Annotated in this window: 16 protein-coding genes; 13 read left to right on the top strand and 3 right to left on the bottom strand. The window is 66.9% G+C overall.

Annotation, left to right across the window (positions count from 1 at the left end; all coding sequences use genetic code 11):
* Position 1 precedes the first annotated feature (1 nt).
* The 6 genes from CXZ05_RS05800 (at position 2) to CXZ05_RS05825 (ending at position 6,656) form a co-directional block, all read left to right on the top strand.
* A complete protein-coding gene (locus CXZ05_RS05800) occupies positions 2-2,041 on the top strand; it encodes a bifunctional aldolase/short-chain dehydrogenase (RefSeq protein ID WP_180987283.1) in 2,040 nt (679 codons plus the stop codon).
* Between the two features lie 5 nt (positions 2,042-2,046).
* Positions 2,047-3,501, top strand: a complete 1,455-nt coding sequence (locus CXZ05_RS05805; RefSeq protein WP_102971900.1) for a rhamnulokinase family protein — start codon at positions 2,047-2,049, stop codon at positions 3,499-3,501.
* A 57-nt stretch (positions 3,502-3,558) separates the two neighbouring features.
* Positions 3,559-4,584 carry an acetylxylan esterase gene (locus CXZ05_RS05810; RefSeq protein ID WP_102971676.1) on the top strand — a complete coding sequence of 342 codons (1,026 nt, stop codon included), beginning with the start codon at positions 3,559-3,561 and terminating at the stop codon, positions 4,582-4,584.
* Positions 4,585-4,891: 307 nt separating this feature from the next.
* Positions 4,892-6,028, top strand: a complete 1,137-nt coding sequence (locus tag CXZ05_RS05815; protein ID WP_102971677.1) for a 3-deoxy-7-phosphoheptulonate synthase — start codon at positions 4,892-4,894, stop codon at positions 6,026-6,028.
* A gap of 97 nt (positions 6,029-6,125) precedes the next feature.
* Positions 6,126-6,338 carry a helix-turn-helix domain-containing protein gene (locus tag CXZ05_RS05820; protein ID WP_003797758.1) on the top strand — a complete coding sequence of 71 codons (213 nt, stop codon included), beginning with the start codon at positions 6,126-6,128 and terminating at the stop codon, positions 6,336-6,338.
* Between the two features lie 219 nt (positions 6,339-6,557).
* The gene (locus CXZ05_RS05825) at positions 6,558-6,656 is read left to right on the top strand and encodes a 30S ribosomal protein bS22 (RefSeq protein WP_003792170.1); all 99 of its coding nucleotides are present in this window, start codon (positions 6,558-6,560) and stop codon (positions 6,654-6,656) included.
* 156 nt (positions 6,657-6,812) lie between these two features.
* Here the strand turns inward: CXZ05_RS05825 and CXZ05_RS05830 are convergent, their stop codons facing one another.
* Positions 6,813-7,631: an HAD family phosphatase gene (locus tag CXZ05_RS05830; RefSeq protein ID WP_102971678.1), complete on the bottom strand. Its 819-nt coding sequence runs from the start codon at positions 7,629-7,631 to the stop codon at positions 6,813-6,815.
* An 81-nt stretch (positions 7,632-7,712) separates the two neighbouring features.
* Here CXZ05_RS05830 and CXZ05_RS05835 point away from each other — a divergent pair, with 81 nt between their 5' ends.
* Positions 7,713-7,970, top strand: a complete 258-nt coding sequence (locus CXZ05_RS05835) for a glutaredoxin family protein (RefSeq protein ID WP_102971679.1) — start codon at positions 7,713-7,715, stop codon at positions 7,968-7,970.
* Positions 7,971-8,056: 86 nt separating this feature from the next.
* Positions 8,057-8,761 carry a redox-sensing transcriptional repressor Rex gene (locus tag CXZ05_RS05840; RefSeq protein WP_102971680.1) on the top strand — a complete coding sequence of 235 codons (705 nt, stop codon included), beginning with the start codon at positions 8,057-8,059 and terminating at the stop codon, positions 8,759-8,761.
* A 59-nt stretch (positions 8,762-8,820) separates the two neighbouring features.
* Here the strand turns inward: CXZ05_RS05840 and CXZ05_RS05845 are convergent, their stop codons facing one another.
* Both CXZ05_RS05845 and CXZ05_RS05850 read right to left on the bottom strand, forming a co-directional pair.
* A complete protein-coding gene (locus CXZ05_RS05845) occupies positions 8,821-9,633 on the bottom strand; it encodes a hypothetical protein (protein WP_102971681.1) in 813 nt (270 codons plus the stop codon).
* 351 nt (positions 9,634-9,984) lie between these two features.
* Positions 9,985-10,533, bottom strand: a complete 549-nt coding sequence (locus CXZ05_RS05850) for a YceI family protein (RefSeq protein ID WP_102971682.1) — start codon at positions 10,531-10,533, stop codon at positions 9,985-9,987.
* 204 nt (positions 10,534-10,737) lie between these two features.
* Here CXZ05_RS05850 and CXZ05_RS05855 point away from each other — a divergent pair, with 204 nt between their 5' ends.
* The 5 genes from CXZ05_RS05855 to ccsB are packed head-to-tail and all read left to right on the top strand — an operon-like array spanning position 10,738 to position 15,631.
* Complete coding sequence (locus CXZ05_RS05855; protein ID WP_102971683.1) at positions 10,738-11,403, top strand: histidine phosphatase family protein; 666 nt, start codon at positions 10,738-10,740, stop codon at positions 11,401-11,403.
* Positions 11,404-11,406: 3 nt separating this feature from the next.
* A complete protein-coding gene (locus tag CXZ05_RS05860) occupies positions 11,407-12,018 on the top strand; it encodes a TlpA disulfide reductase family protein (protein WP_102971684.1) in 612 nt (203 codons plus the stop codon).
* A gap of 6 nt (positions 12,019-12,024) precedes the next feature.
* Complete coding sequence (locus CXZ05_RS05865) at positions 12,025-12,780, top strand: cytochrome c biogenesis CcdA family protein (protein WP_102971685.1); 756 nt, start codon at positions 12,025-12,027, stop codon at positions 12,778-12,780.
* Complete coding sequence (locus tag CXZ05_RS05870) at positions 12,780-14,525, top strand: cytochrome c biogenesis protein ResB (RefSeq protein WP_102971686.1); 1,746 nt, start codon at positions 12,780-12,782, stop codon at positions 14,523-14,525. The genes CXZ05_RS05865 and CXZ05_RS05870 overlap by 1 nt, the downstream gene beginning before the upstream one ends.
* Positions 14,525-15,631 carry a c-type cytochrome biogenesis protein CcsB gene (gene ccsB / locus CXZ05_RS05875; RefSeq protein ID WP_102971687.1) on the top strand — a complete coding sequence of 369 codons (1,107 nt, stop codon included), beginning with the start codon at positions 14,525-14,527 and terminating at the stop codon, positions 15,629-15,631. Before CXZ05_RS05870 ends, ccsB begins: the two co-directional genes overlap by 1 nt.
* Positions 15,632-15,814 lie beyond the last annotated feature (183 nt).

Genomic DNA, 15,814 nt, shown 5'->3' on the forward strand with positions numbered 1-15,814 from the left:
CATGAGCATTAACAAGACTGTTGAAGACCTGATCGCCCGTTCCAACCGCCTGGGCGCGGACAAGCGGAACACGAACTTCGCCGGCGGCAACACCTCCGCGAAGGGCACCGAGACGGACCCCGTCACCGGCGAGGACGTCCACCTCCTTTGGGTGAAGGGCTCCGGCGGGGACCTCGGCACCCTGAAGGCCCAGAACCTTGCGGTCCTCCGCCTGGACCGGCTGCAGGCACTGAAGAACGTCTACCCCGGGGTGGAGCGCGAGGACGAGATGGTCGCGGCCTTCGATTACTGCCTGCACGGCAAGGGCGGCGCCGCGCCGTCCATCGACACCGCCATGCACGGGCTCGTGGACGCCGCGCATGTGGACCACCTGCACCCCGATTCGGGCATTGCGATCGCCACGGCGGCCGACGGTGAGGCGCTGACCGCGAAGATCTTCGGCGACAAGGTGGTCTGGGTGCCCTGGCGCCGGCCGGGCTTCCAGCTGGGCCTGGACATCGCCGCGATCAAGGACGCCAACCCGCAGGCCGTCGGCACAATCCTGGGCGGGCACGGCATCACGGCCTGGGGCGCCACGTCCGAAGAGGCGGAAGCCAATTCGCTCTGGATCATCGAACAGGCCGAGCAGTACATCGCCCGGAACGGCAAGGCCGAACCCTTTGGCCCGAAGCTGCCGGGCTACGCTCCGCTGGCCGAGGCCGAGCGGCGTGCGAAGGCCGCCGCGCTGGCACCGGTGATCCGCGCCCTGGCCTCGGCGGACAAGCCGCAGGTGGGCCACTTCAGTGACGACCCCGCCGTGCTGGAGTTCCTCGAAGCCGCCGAGCACCCCCGCCTGGGCGCGCTGGGCACGTCCTGCCCGGACCACTTCCTGCGCACCAAGGTCAAACCGCTCATCCTGAATCTGCCCGCGGACGCCTCGATCGAGGATTCTGTGGCCCGGCTGAAGGAACTGCACGCTGCCTACCGCGAGGACTACCAGGCCTACTACGACCGCCACGCGGATGCCGACTCACCCGCCCTGCGCGGCGCGGACCCGGCCATCGTCCTGGTTCCCGGCGTCGGCATGTTCTCCTACGGTGCCAACAAGCAGACTGCCCGCGTGGCCGGGGAGTTCTACCTGAACGCGATCAACGTGATGCGCGGCGCCGAGGCGATCTCCACCTACGCCCCGATCGATGAGGCCGAGAAGTTCCGGATCGAGTACTGGGCCCTGGAGGAAGCCAAGCTCGCCCGGATGCCCAAGCCCAAGTCCCACGCCACCCGCATCGCGCTGGTGACCGGCGCGGCGTCGGGCATCGGCAAGGCCATCGCCACCCGCCTCGCCGCGGAGGGCGCCTGCGTGGTCATCGCGGACCTGAACCTCGAAAACGCCCAGGCCGTCGCAGCCGAACTCGGTGGCCCGGACGTCGCCGTCGGCGTCCAGGCCGACGTCACCAACGAGGCCCAGGTCGCCGCCGCCATCGACGAGGCGGTGCTGGCCTTCGGCGGGTTGGACCTGGTGGTCAACAACGCCGGCCTGTCCATCTCCAAGCCGCTGCTGGAAACCACCGAGAAGGACTGGGACCTGCAGCACAACGTGATGGCCAAAGGTTCCTTCCTGGTGGCCAAGGCCGCCGCGAAGGTCATGATCGAGCAGGGCCTGGGCGGGGACATCATCTACATCTCCTCCAAGAACTCCGTGTTCGCCGGCCCGAACAACATCGCCTACTCCGCCACCAAGGCCGACCAGGCCCACCAGGTCCGCCTGCTCGCCGCGGAACTGGGCGAGTACGGCATCCGCGTCAACGGCATCAACCCCGACGGCGTGGTCCGCGGCTCCGGGATCTTCGCCGGCGGCTGGGGCGCCAAACGGGCCGCCGTCTACGGCGTGGACGAGGAGAAACTGGGCGAGTACTACGCGCAGCGCACCCTGCTCAAGCGCGAGGTCCTGCCCGAACACGTCGCCAACGCCGCGGCGGTGCTCACCAGCAACGAACTCTCGCACACCACCGGCCTGCACATCCCCGTTGACGCCGGCGTCGCGGCAGCCTTCCTGCGGTGAGCAGCATGCAAACTGCCAGTGTCGACGGCGGCCTGTTCGCCGCCGTCGACATCGGTGCCTCCTCGGGACGCGTCATCCTGGGACGGATCAGCACTGACGGCGGTCCGGCGCGGGCCACGCTCGACGTCGTGCACCGTTTCCCCAACGCGGTGGTGCAGTCCGACGGCGGCCTCCGCTGGGACTTCGACGCCCTCTTCGCCGAGGTGCTCACCGGCCTCGCTGCCGCCGGCACGGCGGCAGCTGAGTGCGGGGAAACGATCACCAGCATCGGCATCGACACCTGGGCGGTGGACTACGGGCTGGTCAACAAGGCCGGCGAGCTCACCGCGCAACCGTACAGCTACCGGGACGAACGCAGCCGCACCGCCGTCGCCCGGGTCCACGCGAAACTGGACCCGGCACGGCTCTACACCACCACCGGGCTGCAGTTCCTGCAGTTCAACACGCTCTACCAGCTCGCCACAGAACAGGACCTGGACGGGCTGCAGGCCCTCCTGATCCCTGACCTTATTGCGTTCCTGCTCACGGGGCAGCGCCGCACCGAGGCCACGAACGCCTCCACCACCGGGCTGTTCGACGCCGTCGCGGGGGAGTGGGCCACCGAATTGTTCGGACCCCTGGGCCTGCCGAAGGACCTGTTCCCGCCGCTGATCCAGCCCGGCGAAACCCTGGGCACCCTGCTGGCCGGAATTGCGGAACGGACCGGGCTGCCCGAAGCTACGAAGGTGGTGGCCGTAGGTTCGCACGACACCGCCTCGGCCGTCGCCGCCGTTCCCGCAGAGCAGGAAAACTTCGCGTACATCTCCTCGGGCACGTGGTCGCTGGTGGGGCTGGAACTGCACCAGCCGGTGCTCACCGAAGCCAGCCGCGCGGCGAATTTCACCAACGAGCGCGGCGTGGACGGCACTACGCGGTACCTGCGCAACGTCGGCGGCCTGTGGCTGCTCAGCGAATGCCAGCGCACCTGGGCGGAGGGCGGCTACCGGCCCGCCATCGGGGAACTTCTCGACGCGGCCGCGGCGCTCCCGCCCGGCGGGCCACGGATCAACCCCGACGATCCCGCCTTCATCGCCCCGGACAACATGCCGGACCGCATCCGTGCCGCAGCCCGCAACACCGGCGCCGTCCTTCCCGGCGAGCCGGCAGCGATAGTCCGCTGCATCCTGGACAGCCTCGCCGCCGGGTACGCGCGCACCATCGCCGACGCCGAACGCCTCGCCGGTGTTGCCGTCGACGTCGTGCACATCGTTGGCGGCGGCTCGCAGAACGCGCTGCTGTGCCAGCTCACGGCACAGGCTACCGGCAGACCCGTCATCGCCGGCCCGGTCGAGGCAACGGCCCTCGGCAACGTCCTGATCCAGGCCCGCGCCGCAGGTGCCGTCAGCGGGGGACTGGACGCGCTGCGGGCCCTGGTGCGGGCGTCACACAGGCTCGACAGGTTCGAGGCCGCGCTGGTCTGATAGGACGCAACTGCACGCCACCCCAGGAACCCGCTAACCAGGAAGAACGGAAAATCCATGCCCCTGTTCGATCTGCCCCTCGAGGAGCTCCGCCGGTACACATCCGCGGCCACGGTGCCGCCGGATTTCCAGGTTTTCTGGGACCGCACGATTGAGGAGGCAAGGACCTTCCCGCTGGACGCTGTCTTCGAGCCGGTGGAGAACTACCTGGCTGTCGTGGACACCTTCGACGTCACGTTCGCCGGCCACGGCGGCGCCCCGGTGAAAGGCTGGCTGCACCTGCCGGTGACACGGGAGGCCGGGACCCCGCTTCCCGCCGTCGTGCAGTACGCCGGTTATTCCGGCGGCCGCGGACTGGTTAACCAGGACACGAGGTGGGCGCAGGCGGGCTATGCGCATTTCATCATGGACACCCGGGGCCAGGGCTACTCCGGAGCGGTCGGTGAGACCGCGGACCCGCACCCGTCGGCCGGCGAGGTGGCGTATGCGGGCCTCATGACGCGGGGCGCGGCCAGCCGCGAGGACTACTACTACCGCCGCGTGTACGTGGACGCATTCCGCGCGGTCGAGGCGGCGCAGTCGCATCCCGACGTGGACGCGTCCCGGATCGTGGTGGCGGGCGTGAGCCAGGGCGGCGGGATCACCGTCGCGGTGGCCGGACTCGCTGCCGGACGGCTCGACGGCGTCATCGCCGCCCTGCCTGACGTCCCGTTCCTCCAGGACTTCCCGCGCGCCATCGACATTGCACCCCGCGGCCCGTATCCCGAGATCGCGGCCTTCCTCGGCCGGCACCGCGAGCGGTACGAGCCCATGCTGGCCGTGCTGAACTACTTCGACGGCGTCAACCTGGGCAGGTCAGCGACGGCGCCGGCGCTGTTCTCGGTGGCGCTGATGGATGACGTCTGCCCGCCGTCGACCGTCTTTGCCAGCTACAACGCCTACGGGGCGGAGGCTGTGGCTGGGCCGGGAGCAGATGGGGCGGCGGTGAAGGACATCGAGGTGTACCGCTTCAACAACCACGAGGGCGGCCAGGAGCACCACTGGATCCGGCAGCTGCAGTACCTGCGCAAGCTGCTGGGGTGAGGCACTCCTGTCGGCCCGCTCCAGCGCGAACGTACACTTGTGGCCCCTGGGAAACGCTTCCTCCGGGCCTCAAATGTCCGTTCGCGCAATGGTCGATTTGCGGCCCGCGCGGGGCCGCGGCTATGGTGTGCCTATGACTAACCGTTGGTATGCGTATTTTTCGTTGGCTCTGGAGGGGCCCGCGTCTAACTGACACGCATCCAACTTTCCTTCAGAGCCAACAGGGCAGAGATCATTCTCTGCCCTTCGCCATATCTACGGCGGGTTCTGATCAGGGGCCCGCTCCCACCCGGAACAGGACCCGAAAATGAGCGCAGCAGCCACCGAAACCCAGCAGCCGACGTCGAAACGCCAGTCGACGTCGAACCTGAGGGTCAGCGAGATCACCGCCCTGCCCACGCCTCAGGAGATGATTGCGGAACTGCCGCTGAATGCGAAGGCGGCCGACGTCGTCGAACGCGGCCGCGACGAAGTCCGGGCCATCATGGACGGCGTGGACGACCGCCTGCTGGTGATCGTCGGTCCGTGCTCCATCCACGACCCCAAGGCCGGCCTGGAATACGCCCGCCGGCTGGTCAGCCAGGCCGGGAAGCACAAGGAAGACCTCCTCGTGGTCATGCGGACCTACTTCGAGAAGCCGCGGACCACCGTGGGCTGGAAGGGCCTGATCAACGATCCGCACCTGGACGGAAGCCATGACATCGCGACGGGACTTCGGGCCGCCCGCCAGTTCCTGCAGCAGGTCACCGCCCTGGGGCTTCCCACCGCCACCGAGTTCCTGGAACCCATCAGCCCGCAGTACATGGCAGACCTCGTCTCCTGGGGAGCCATCGGCGCGCGGACCACGGAAAGCCAGATCCACCGCCAGCTGGCGTCCGGGCTGTCCATGCCCATCGGCTTCAAGAACGGAACCGACGGCGACCTCCAGGTGGCGGTCGATGCCTGCAGCGCCGCCGCCGCAGCCCAGGCCTTCCTCGGGATCGACGGCGACGGCCGGGCCGCGCTGGTGTCCACCGCGGGCAACCCCGACACCCACGTGATCCTCCGCGGCGGCCGGAAGGGCCCCAACTACTCCGCCGCCGACGTCGAAGCGGCCTCCGCCAAGCTCGCCGCCAAGAACCTCAACCCGCGGCTGATCGTGGACGCCAGCCACGCCAACAGCGGTAAGAGCCACCACCGCCAGGCGGAGGTGGCGCTTGAGATCGGCGCCCAGCTCGAGGACGCGGGAACGGCCGCAGGGGCCATTGCCGGCGTCATGCTGGAGAGCTTCCTCGTGGGCGGCGCACAGAACCTCGATGTGGCAGAACACGCCGCAGGCCACTCCGACCTGACCTACGGCCAGAGCGTCACGGACGCCTGCATGGAGTGGGATGTGACGGCGTCCGTGCTCGAACAGCTGGCGGCATCGTCGCGGAAACGGCGGGCTTTCACAATGGCCACGTGAGCATCTAGAGTAACTAGCACACGGTTGTTCGATGGCTCAGCATCGGCGCACACCGCAGATAGACCGGCGTCGTTGCTGAGAGCAAAGGAATATGGGTATGTCCGCAGAGTCGAACTTCTCGAACGCCAAGTTCTTGACCGTGGCCGAGGTGGCTGAGGTAATGCGTGTCTCCAAAATGACCGTGTACCGCCTTGTCCATTCGGGGGAGATGCCCGCCGTCAGGTTCGGCCGCTCCTACCGCGTCCCGGAGACCGCCGTCGAACAGTACCTCAAGGGTGCTGTCGTGGACGGTCATACGGGCACCGCCTAACGGACCAGACTGACCGCACCGATCCCGTGGTTGCTGCAGCCGCCTTGGGGGCCGCTGCACGCCACGGGGCTGTGCTGGTCAGGGGATGCTCCCGATAAGCGGTACGCTGTTAAGGAACGTTTTACGTCATTGTAAGAATCTGTCAGTTGTCAGTCTGTTGCTCAGTCCACGGACCTTCTTCATCAGACAGGTACTGCATCTAGTTTGTAAGGAACTTTCGTGGGTTCAGTTATTAAGAAGCGTCGCAAGCGTATGGCCAAGAAGAAGCACCGCAAGTTGCTTCGTAAGACCCGCCACCAGCGCCGCAATAAGAAGTAGAGCTCGCTCTACGCGTCAATGCCCGTTCCCTTTCGAGGGTGCGGGCATTTTTGCATCCTGGCGACGATACTGGCAACCCGCGATGCACAAACCGCCTGGCGCGCCGGGAATTCCCGTGTCGTGGGGGAATCTGCGCGTCGAAGGGGAAGAACGGCGTCAGGCGCGGGGGCCGCGGAAGCGGGTGTAGCCTCGCCAGAGGCCGTAGACCGCTCCTCCTGCCGTGGCTGCCTTGAGGCCCAGGGTGGCGGCCCGGCGGCCTGAGCGGAAGTCGTAGACCGGCCAGTTGTGTTCTCGGGCGTGCTTGCGCAGGCGGGCGTCCGGGTTGATCGCCACGGGGTGGCCCACCATCGTCAGCAGCGGGATGTCGTTGTAGGAGTCGCTGTAAGCCCAGCAGCGCTTCAGGTCCAGTCCGTGGTGGTCCGCGATGCCCTGGACCGCCACAGCCTTGGCGGCGCCATGCAGGATGTCGCCGACGAGCCTGCCCGTGTAGAAGCCGTCCTTGGTCTCGCCGACGGTGCCGAGGGCGCCGGTGAGCCCCAGCCGCGTGGAAATCACCGTCGCGACCTCGATCGGCGTTGCGGTGACGAGCCAGACCTTCCGGCCCACCCGCAGGTGCTGTTCAGCCAGGGCCTTGGCGCCGGGCCAGATCCGGGAGGCGATCATCTCGTCGTAGACCTCTTCGCCCAGGGCCCTGATGTCCTCTTCCGTGATGCCGGCGGCGAGCCTCAGCGCGGAATCCCGGACGGCGTGGACGTCATTGAGGTTCTCGCCCCGGAGCACGAACTTGAGCTGCTGCCATGCCATGCCCGCCGCCTGCGCAAGCGTGAAGGCTCCGCGCTGGTGCATTTTCCTGGCCACGTGGAACAGGCTCGCGCCGCGCATGAGGGTGTTGTCGACGTCGAAGAAGGCTGCCTCGCCGTGTTGCTGCTTCGCAACCGGACGGTGGGCCACAGCGACGTACTTCTCCTCGGGCATGCCACTGAGTCTAGTCACTGCAGTTCCTCGCTACTGACTGCCGCCGTCGCTCACCGCCGGGAACGGCGATACGGTTGAAGCATGGCAAACCCCGACGTCGTTCTCCTCACCAAAGCTGACTGCCACCTGTGCGCCGCAGCGCGTGACGCCGTCGGGCGGGTAACTGCCGGACTGGGGCTTTCGTGGTCGGAGCGGCAGTTGGACTCCGACGACGAACTGCGCGACCGCTATGCCGAGGAGATTCCGGTGGTGTTGGTGGACGGGATCCAGCGCGACTTCTGGAAGATCGACGAGGCCCGCCTGGAGCGTGTCCTGCGCCGAGCCATCGCAGGGGATTAGCCGATTTCGAACAATGGCATTGGCTTTGTTGACATAACTGATGGGGATTTAGAGTGGACTCACAACGCGACGCAACGGAGCAGATAGTGACTTCGCTCGATTCACCACCCCAGGCCCTGCCCGGGCCCACCGGTCCCACCGGTGCTGCCGGAAAGCAGATTCCGCCGGCAGCCGTGGCCAGGCTGACGATCTACCTGCGCGCCCTGAACTCCCTGCTGGCCGAAGGCACCGAGCGGGTCTCCTCGGAATCGCTGGCTGAGCTTTCGGGAGTCGGCTCCTCAACCCTCCGCAAGGATCTGTCCCACGTGGGCTCCTACGGCACCCGCGGCGTGGGCTATGAGGTGCAGTACCTGAGCCGCCACATCGCCGCCGCGCTGGGCCTGACGCATGACTGGAAAGTCGCCATTGTCGGCGCCGGTAACCTGGGCAAGGCGCTGGCGCGCTACGGCGGCTTCGAATCCAGGGGCTTTGACGTGGTTGCCATCTTCGACGCCGACCAGATGGTGGTGGGCAACGAGGTGGGCTGGCTGCGGGTCAGTGACGTTGCGGACCTGGAAGCGGTCCTGGAGCGGACCGGCACCAACATGGTGGTGCTGGCGCTGCCTGCCGCAGTGGCCCAGAGTATCTGTGACCGGGTGGTGGGCGCCGGCGTGCGCAGCATCCTTAGTTTTGCTCCCGTGATGCTCCAGGTGCCCGACGGCGTGACGCTGAGGAAGGTGGACATGGCCACCGAGCTGCAGATCCTTGCCTACCACGCGCAACGGGCGCAGACGCCCGGTCAGCCGGAGTAACTCCGGCCTTCCAGGAATCCGCGCCCGTTGACGGGAAGGGCTTGTTGCTTTGCGGGTGCCTAGCGGCCGTACGGGCCGCCCGGCTGCGAGTAGGGGTTGGCGAACGGCTGCGGCTTCTGGAAGTAGGGTGCCGCTCCCGGCAGGTACAGCATTATGATCGCGGCGATGCCGAGGAGGCCCACCAGGGTGTTCAGGCCCGCCGGGAAGAGGCTGAACACGGAAAGAGCGGCAAAGACAGTGCCCAGAATGCGGGCCCAGTTCTTGCCCTTCCGGACGTTGAACGCCACCAGCGCGTAGAGGCCGGCGCCGATCAGCGCAAAGACCACCATGGTTCCGATGATGAAGCCCTTGACGTCCTCGAACGCGATGTTCTGGCCGCTGCCGCGCAGTTGCTCTTCGAACGTGCTCCGCATGGCCGGGTCATCCAGTGTGGGAATGGTGATCAGGATGGACAGGATCGACAGGACGCCCGCAGCGATGATCATCCAGAAGGAATAATTCACGAGCTTCGGGACGCCGGCGCTGGTGGCTGCCTGGGCCTGTTCCGACGGGTACTGCCCGTAGGGGGACTGGCCATAAGGGCTCTGGCCGTAGGGCGGCTGACCGGACTGCGGCTGTCCGTACTGTGGCGAGTTCTGGCCGTACTGCGGGGTGCTTTGTCCGCCCTGTCCGTACTGCGGTGCGTTCTGGCCGTACTGCGGAGCGTTCTGTCCGTACGGGGGAACGCCTTGTCCGCCCTGCCCGAACTGGGGAGTGTTCTGTCCGTACTGGGGTGCGTCCTGACCGTAGCGGGGCTGCCCGTTGCCTGGCTGGGAACCGTTGGGCTCGTTGGAGCCGGGGTCATTGGAGTGCGGGACGGGAGGATTGCTCATGAGCGGTCCTTTGCGTAGTGACGTCTGAATCGGCTACCGGTTCAGACGCCTGCCCTCCCCAGCATGGTTCACTTCCCACCGTACCCCTCAGCAGGTACGCGGGGGATCATTCCGGAGAGGTATTCCAAACGCGGGCCAACCTGCGGAAACGCTGCCGCGCGGCAGAACCTCGCCAAAGTTCCGTGGCCGGTCTGCCGGCATCTCGAAAGCGAACCGGCCCCCGCCGGCGGGCGGCTGCTGCCCCGGGAACTGCTGTCCCGGCGTCGGACGACAAACGCCCCGTCGGCGGAGAGTCCGCGGACGGGGCGCTTCGGGGCCAGTAGTCGTGGCTGCGGGACGGGCCCGGAAGGCCTACGCTGCAGGTGCGATGAAGGCCAGTTCAAGGTTGATGGCAACCTTGTCGCTGACCAGCACGCCGCCGGCTTCCAGCACGGCGTTCCAGGTCAGGCCGAAGTCCTTGCGGCTGATGGTGGTCTCGGCGGAAACACCGGCCCGGGTGTTGCCGAAGGGGTCAACTGCAACGCCGTTGAATTCGGTCTCCAGGGAGACGGGGCGGGTGACACCCTTGATGGTCAGGTCGCCCTGGAGTTCGTAGCTGTCGCCGTTGGCAACGAGGCCGTTGGAGACGAAGGAAATCTCCGGGAATTTCTCGACGTCGAAGAAGTCTTCGCCGCGGACGTGGCCGTCGCGGTTGGCGTCGCCGGAGTCGAAGCTGGCGGTCTTGATGGTGGCCTCGACCTTGGTGGCCGTCACATCGTCGGCGAGGTCCAGGGTTGCGGCGGCGTCCTTGAACTGGCCGCGGACCTTGCTGATGCCGGCGTGGCGGACGGTGAAGGCGATCTCGCTGTGGGAGTTGTCGAGGGTCCAGGTGCCGCGGGTGAGCTCGGTGGAAAGTGCCATGGTGGTTCTCCTTGTATCAGTGGTGGAGGCGGGATGTTCCGATTGAAGCTTCATTGGTTGAAGTCTCAACTAACTGCTGCATCCAGTATAAACATGCATTTGCATCTTTTATTCCATCTGTTCGGAACTTTCTGAAAAATTTTTTAGTTCTACTTGGTGTAGAAGATTTCGTCATTACCCCTGCCCTTTGAGAAACTGGTAGACATGCCCCAAGCCACTGTCCATTTGCTCCGCCACGGCGAGGTCCACAACCCTGAAGGTGTCCTGTATGGCAGGCTGCCTGAATTCCACCTCTCCGAGCTTGGCCGGCAGATGGCGCAGACGGTCGCCGAGCACTTCCGCGAACGCGTTTCCCAGGGCGCCAACATCGTGTACCTGGTGGCGTCGCCACTCACCCGCGCCCAGGAGACCGCCCAGCCCACCTCGGAAGCTCTCGGGCTGGACATCCACACCGACGGCCGCATCATCGAGGCGGAAAACTACTTCGAAGGGCTGAAGGTCACCAAAGCCGAGCTGCGCAAGCCCAAGCACTGGCCGCACCTGATCAACCCTTTCCGGCCCTCGTGGGGCGAGCCTTACAAGCTGCAGGCAGCCCGCGTGACCGAGGCCGTCCAGGAAGCGCGCGCCAAGGCCATCGAGCTTGGCGGCGACGGTGCCGAGGCCATCCTGGTCTGCCACCAGCTTCCGATCTGGGCCACGCGGCTCAGCGCCGAGGGCAAGCCGCTGTGGCACGATCCGCGGAAACGCGAATGCACACTGACCTCCCTCACCTCCCTGGTTTTCGGCGACGACGGCGCCCTGCTGCGCGTGGAGTACAGCGAACCCGCCGCCGCCCTTCTTCCCGGTGCCTCGAGCACCCCCGGAGCCTAAGTTATGACTGAAACACCCAAAAGTTCCCGCCGCAGCGTCCTCGCCGCCGGCGGCCTGGCCCTCACCGCGATCACGCTGGGCCTGTCCGCCTGCGCTCAGGAGGACGCCCTGGCCAAGCAGGCCAAGGCCGGGGACAACAAGAACTACGTGGCAGGCGACGGCTCGGTGACTGAGTTCGCCGCAGCGGAGCGCAAGTCCGGCATCCAAATCCAGGGCACCCTGTTCAACGGCACTGCCGTTGCCCCCAAGGATTTCCTGGGGAAGGTCACCGTGCTGAACTTCTGGTTCGCCGGCTGCGCGCCCTGCCGGGTGGAAGCGCCGTCCCTGGAGGCCCTCCACCAGGAGTTCAAGACCAAGGGCGTCCAGTTTTTCGGCGTGAACCTGCGTGATGAGAAGGCCACAGCTGACGCCTTCGACAAGACCTTCGGCCTTACCTACCCGAGCTTCGACGACAAGGACGGCAGCGTGCTGCTGGCCGTGTCAGGTCTGGTGCCCCCGGGCGCCGTCCCCACGACGCTCGTGGTGGACAAGCAGGGCCGGGTGGCGTCGCGTGTGCTGGGGGAGATCGAGAAGGGCACACTCAAAGCCCTCATCCAGTCCGCCGTGGCAGAGTAACCTCCCGTGAACAGCCCCTTCGCCGAAGCCATCCTGAACGGTTCGCTGCTGCTCGCCATCCCCGTGGCGCTGCTGGCCGGACTCGTGTCCTTCCTCTCGCCGTGCGTGCTCCCGCTGGTGCCCGGATACCTGGGCTACGTCACGGGCCTCACGGGCGTGGACCTGCAGAAGCAGAAGGGCGGCCGCATGCTCGCCGGCATCGGCCTGTTCGTGCTCGGCTTCTCGGTGATCTTCGTGCTGCTCGGCGGCGCGTTCGGACAGCTGGGCTCGCTGATCTCGGGCGGGCAGAACGCCTGGGTCACGCAAGTCCTGGGCGTCCTGGTGATCCTCATGGGCGTGGTATTCATGGGCGGATTCTCCTGGTTCCAGCGCGATGCCAAGATCCACGCGAAACCGCCGGCAGGCCTGTGGGGCGCGCCGCTGCTGGGAATCACGTTCGGCCTCGGCTGGGCGCCCTGCATCGGCCCCACCTACTCTGCCGTCCAGCTCCTGAGCCTCTCCGGCGGCTCCTCCGCCGCGAAGGGTGCGTTCCTGGCCTTCGTCTATAGCCTTGGGCTGGGCATCCCGTTCCTGCTGATCGCATTGGCGGTGCGACGCGGCGCGGGAGTGATGTCCTTCTTCCGCAAACACCGGCTGGCCATCCAGCGCACCGGCGGCGGAGTCCTGATTGTCCTGGGCATCCTGATGGCCACAGGACTGTGGGGAGCCTGGGTCACCGAGTTGCAGTACTGGTTCCAAACCGATGTGAAGTTGCCGATCTGATGAGCGAGCGTGTGAAGTCAACCGAGAAATCCCCGGCCGAGGACGCCCCGCAGCCCGGTCCTGTCCAAAAGGACGCCGCGACCAAGGATGCCGTGAAGGCCGCCAAGGCCGGTGCCGCCCTCCCGTCCCTGGGCGTCGTGGGCATGTTCCGCTGGGCCTGGACCCAGCTGACCAGCATGCGCACCGCGCTGTTCCTCCTGCTGCTGTTGGCGGTGGCCGCGGTGCCCGGATCGCTGTTCCCGCAGCGGCCGGCCAACCCCTCCGTGGTCACGCAGTACATCAAGGACCACCCCGACTACGGCAAGCTGCTGGATTCGGTGCAGCTGTACGACGTCTACTCCTCGGCCTGGTTCTCGGCCATCTACATCCTGCTGTTTATCTCGCTGATCGGCTGCGTGGTGCCCCGCGCCATCGCCCACTACAAAGCCATGCGTTCGCAGCCTCCGCGCACCCCGAAGCGGCTCTCCCGCCTGCCCGAGTACGGCACCCTGGTGGTGCCGGCGGACGCCGGGATCCCGGCGTCGGACGCCATTGAGGACGCGGCGGCGCTGCTGAAGAAACGCGGGTACCGCGTTGACGTAAGGCACGACGACGGCGCGCGGCCGTCTTTGGGGGCCGAGCGCGGCTTCCTGAGGGAAGTGGGAAACCTGGTCTTCCATACCTCGCTGATCGGCGTGCTGGTGTCCGTGGCCGTCGGCGGGCTGTTTGGTTACAGCGGCCAGCGGATCCTGGTGGAGGGTGACACGTTCGTGAACACCCTGGTGGGCTATGACCAGTTCACGCCCGGCACCAACTTCCAGAGCGGCCAGCTCCAGCCCTACTCGATCCAGCTGGACAAGTTCCAGGCCACCTTCGACCGTGAGTCGCAGGGCAAGTTCGGCCAGCCCATCGACTTCACGGCGGATGTCACCACCAAGGAAAACCCGGGGGCGCCGGCCAAGAAGGAAGTCCTCAAGGTCAACGACCCCGTTACCCTTGGCGGCACCAGCATCTACCTGACGGGCAACGGCTACGCCCCGGTGGTCACGGTCCGCGACGGCAAGGGCAACGTGGCCATGCAGGGTCCCGTGGTGGCCAAGCTGCAGGGCGAGAACTACTACTCCTCCGTGGTGATTAAGGTGCCCGACGCGAAGCCAGACCAGCTGGGCTTCGCCGGCTTCTTCCTGCCGACTGCGTTCGTGACCGAGCAGGGCATCTCCTTCAGCGGCGACCCGGACCTCATCAACCCGCAGCTGAGCCTGAACTCGTACTACGGCGACCTCGGCCTGGACAAGGGTGCACCGCAGAACGTGTTTGAGCTTGACGTCAAGGGCCTCAAGGAGCTCAACAGCCGCAAGGCCGAGGCGGGTGGCATCACGCTCGCGCCGGGCAACACCTACACGCTGCCCGAAGGCAAGGGGTCCATCACGTTCGACGGCGTGAAGAAGTACGTGGGCGTGGACATCCACCACAACCCCGGCCAGCTGTCCGCGCTGATCTTCGCGCTGCTTGCCGTGGCCGGCCTCATCGTCTCGCTTTACGTGAACCGCCGCCGCGTCTGGGTCCGCACCGGCACCCACGAGGACGGCCGGACAATGGTGGAGTACGGACTCCTGGCCCGCGGCGAGGACCACCGGCTGGCCGGCGAGGCCGCAACGCTGCGCAGCCTCCTGGCGGGCAAGTGGAACCTGGACGCCGACAACCCCGAAACAGCACCTTCCAACTCCTCACCAGCCGGCTCGCCTGAGCCGAAGAAGGACCAGTAATGTTTCCCATCAACGAGACCATGGGCCAGTACAGCGAGCTCTTCATGCTGCTGGCGGCCGGCACCTACACCGTCGCCTTCATCGCGTTCGCGTGGGACCTGGCCAGGAGCAGCAAGTCCCTGAAGGCGATTGACCTCAAGGCCGCAGCTGCAGGCGCGTCTGCAGATACTTCCGCCAAGGTTCCGGTGGCGGCGGGCGCGTCCGCAGGAGCCGCCACGCCGCGGCCCGCGGGCAGCGGTGGGGGCCGGCTGTCCGGACCGGCAGACCGTGCCGAGCGGCCGTCGTCGTACGCCTCCTCCGCGAACGGTGCCGGCCAGACCGCCGACGACAGCATGCGCTACGGCGAACGCCGGGCCCCCGCACGCGTTGCCGTGGCACTGACCGTCCTGGGCGCCGCGATCCACGCCGCAGCCGTGCTGACCCGCGCTGTCGGCGCAGGCCGCGTGCCGTGGGGCAACATGTACGAGTTCCTCACCACCGGCGCGTTCGTGGCCGCTGCCGTGTTCCTCGTAGTGCTGATCCGCCGCGACCTGCGCTTCCTCGGCACGTTCGTAGTGGGCCTGGTGGTCATCATGCTGGTGGCCGCGTCCGTGGCGTTCTGGACGCCTGTCGGCCACCTGGTGCCCGCGCTGCAGAGCTACTGGCTGATCATCCACGTCTCGATCGCGGTGCTGTCCTCGGCGCTGTTCACGCTGACCTTTGCCATGTCCGCGCTGCAGCTGGTCCAGTCGCACCGGCAGAGGACCATCGCGGCCGGTGGTGCGGACAAGCTGGGGTTCATGCGCCTGGTGCCGTCCGCGCTGAGCCTCGAGAACCTGTCCTACCGCATCAACGCGATCGCCTTCATCGGCTGGACGTTCACCCTCATGTTCGGTGCGATCTGGGCGGAGAAGGCCTGGGGACGCTTCTGGGGCTGGGACACCAAGGAAGTGTGGACCTTCGTGATCTGGGTGGTCTACGCCGGCTACCTGCACGCCCGCGCCACCCGCGGCTGGACGGGGACCCGCGCGGCCTGGCTGTCGATCGTGGGCTACCTGTGCGTGGTCTTCAACTTCACCATCGTGAACCAGTTCTTCAACGGCCTGCACTCGTACTCGGGGCTGTAGGGGTCTTTAGCTTCCGGTTCGGCGGGGCCTCGCTCTGCAGGGCGTCGCCGTCTTGCGGGTGCTCACCGAATTACCGAAAAGGGCCGCTTGGCTTCGTCGAATTACCGAAAAGGGCCGTACAGCTTTCTGCTGGGCGGCCCTTTTTGGCGAAACGGCGAAGGCGGGGACCGCCGCCGGGCTTCA

The organism is Arthrobacter sp. AFG20 (assembly GCF_002892795.1).
Taxonomy (GTDB): Bacteria; Actinomycetota; Actinomycetes; order Actinomycetales; family Micrococcaceae; genus Arthrobacter.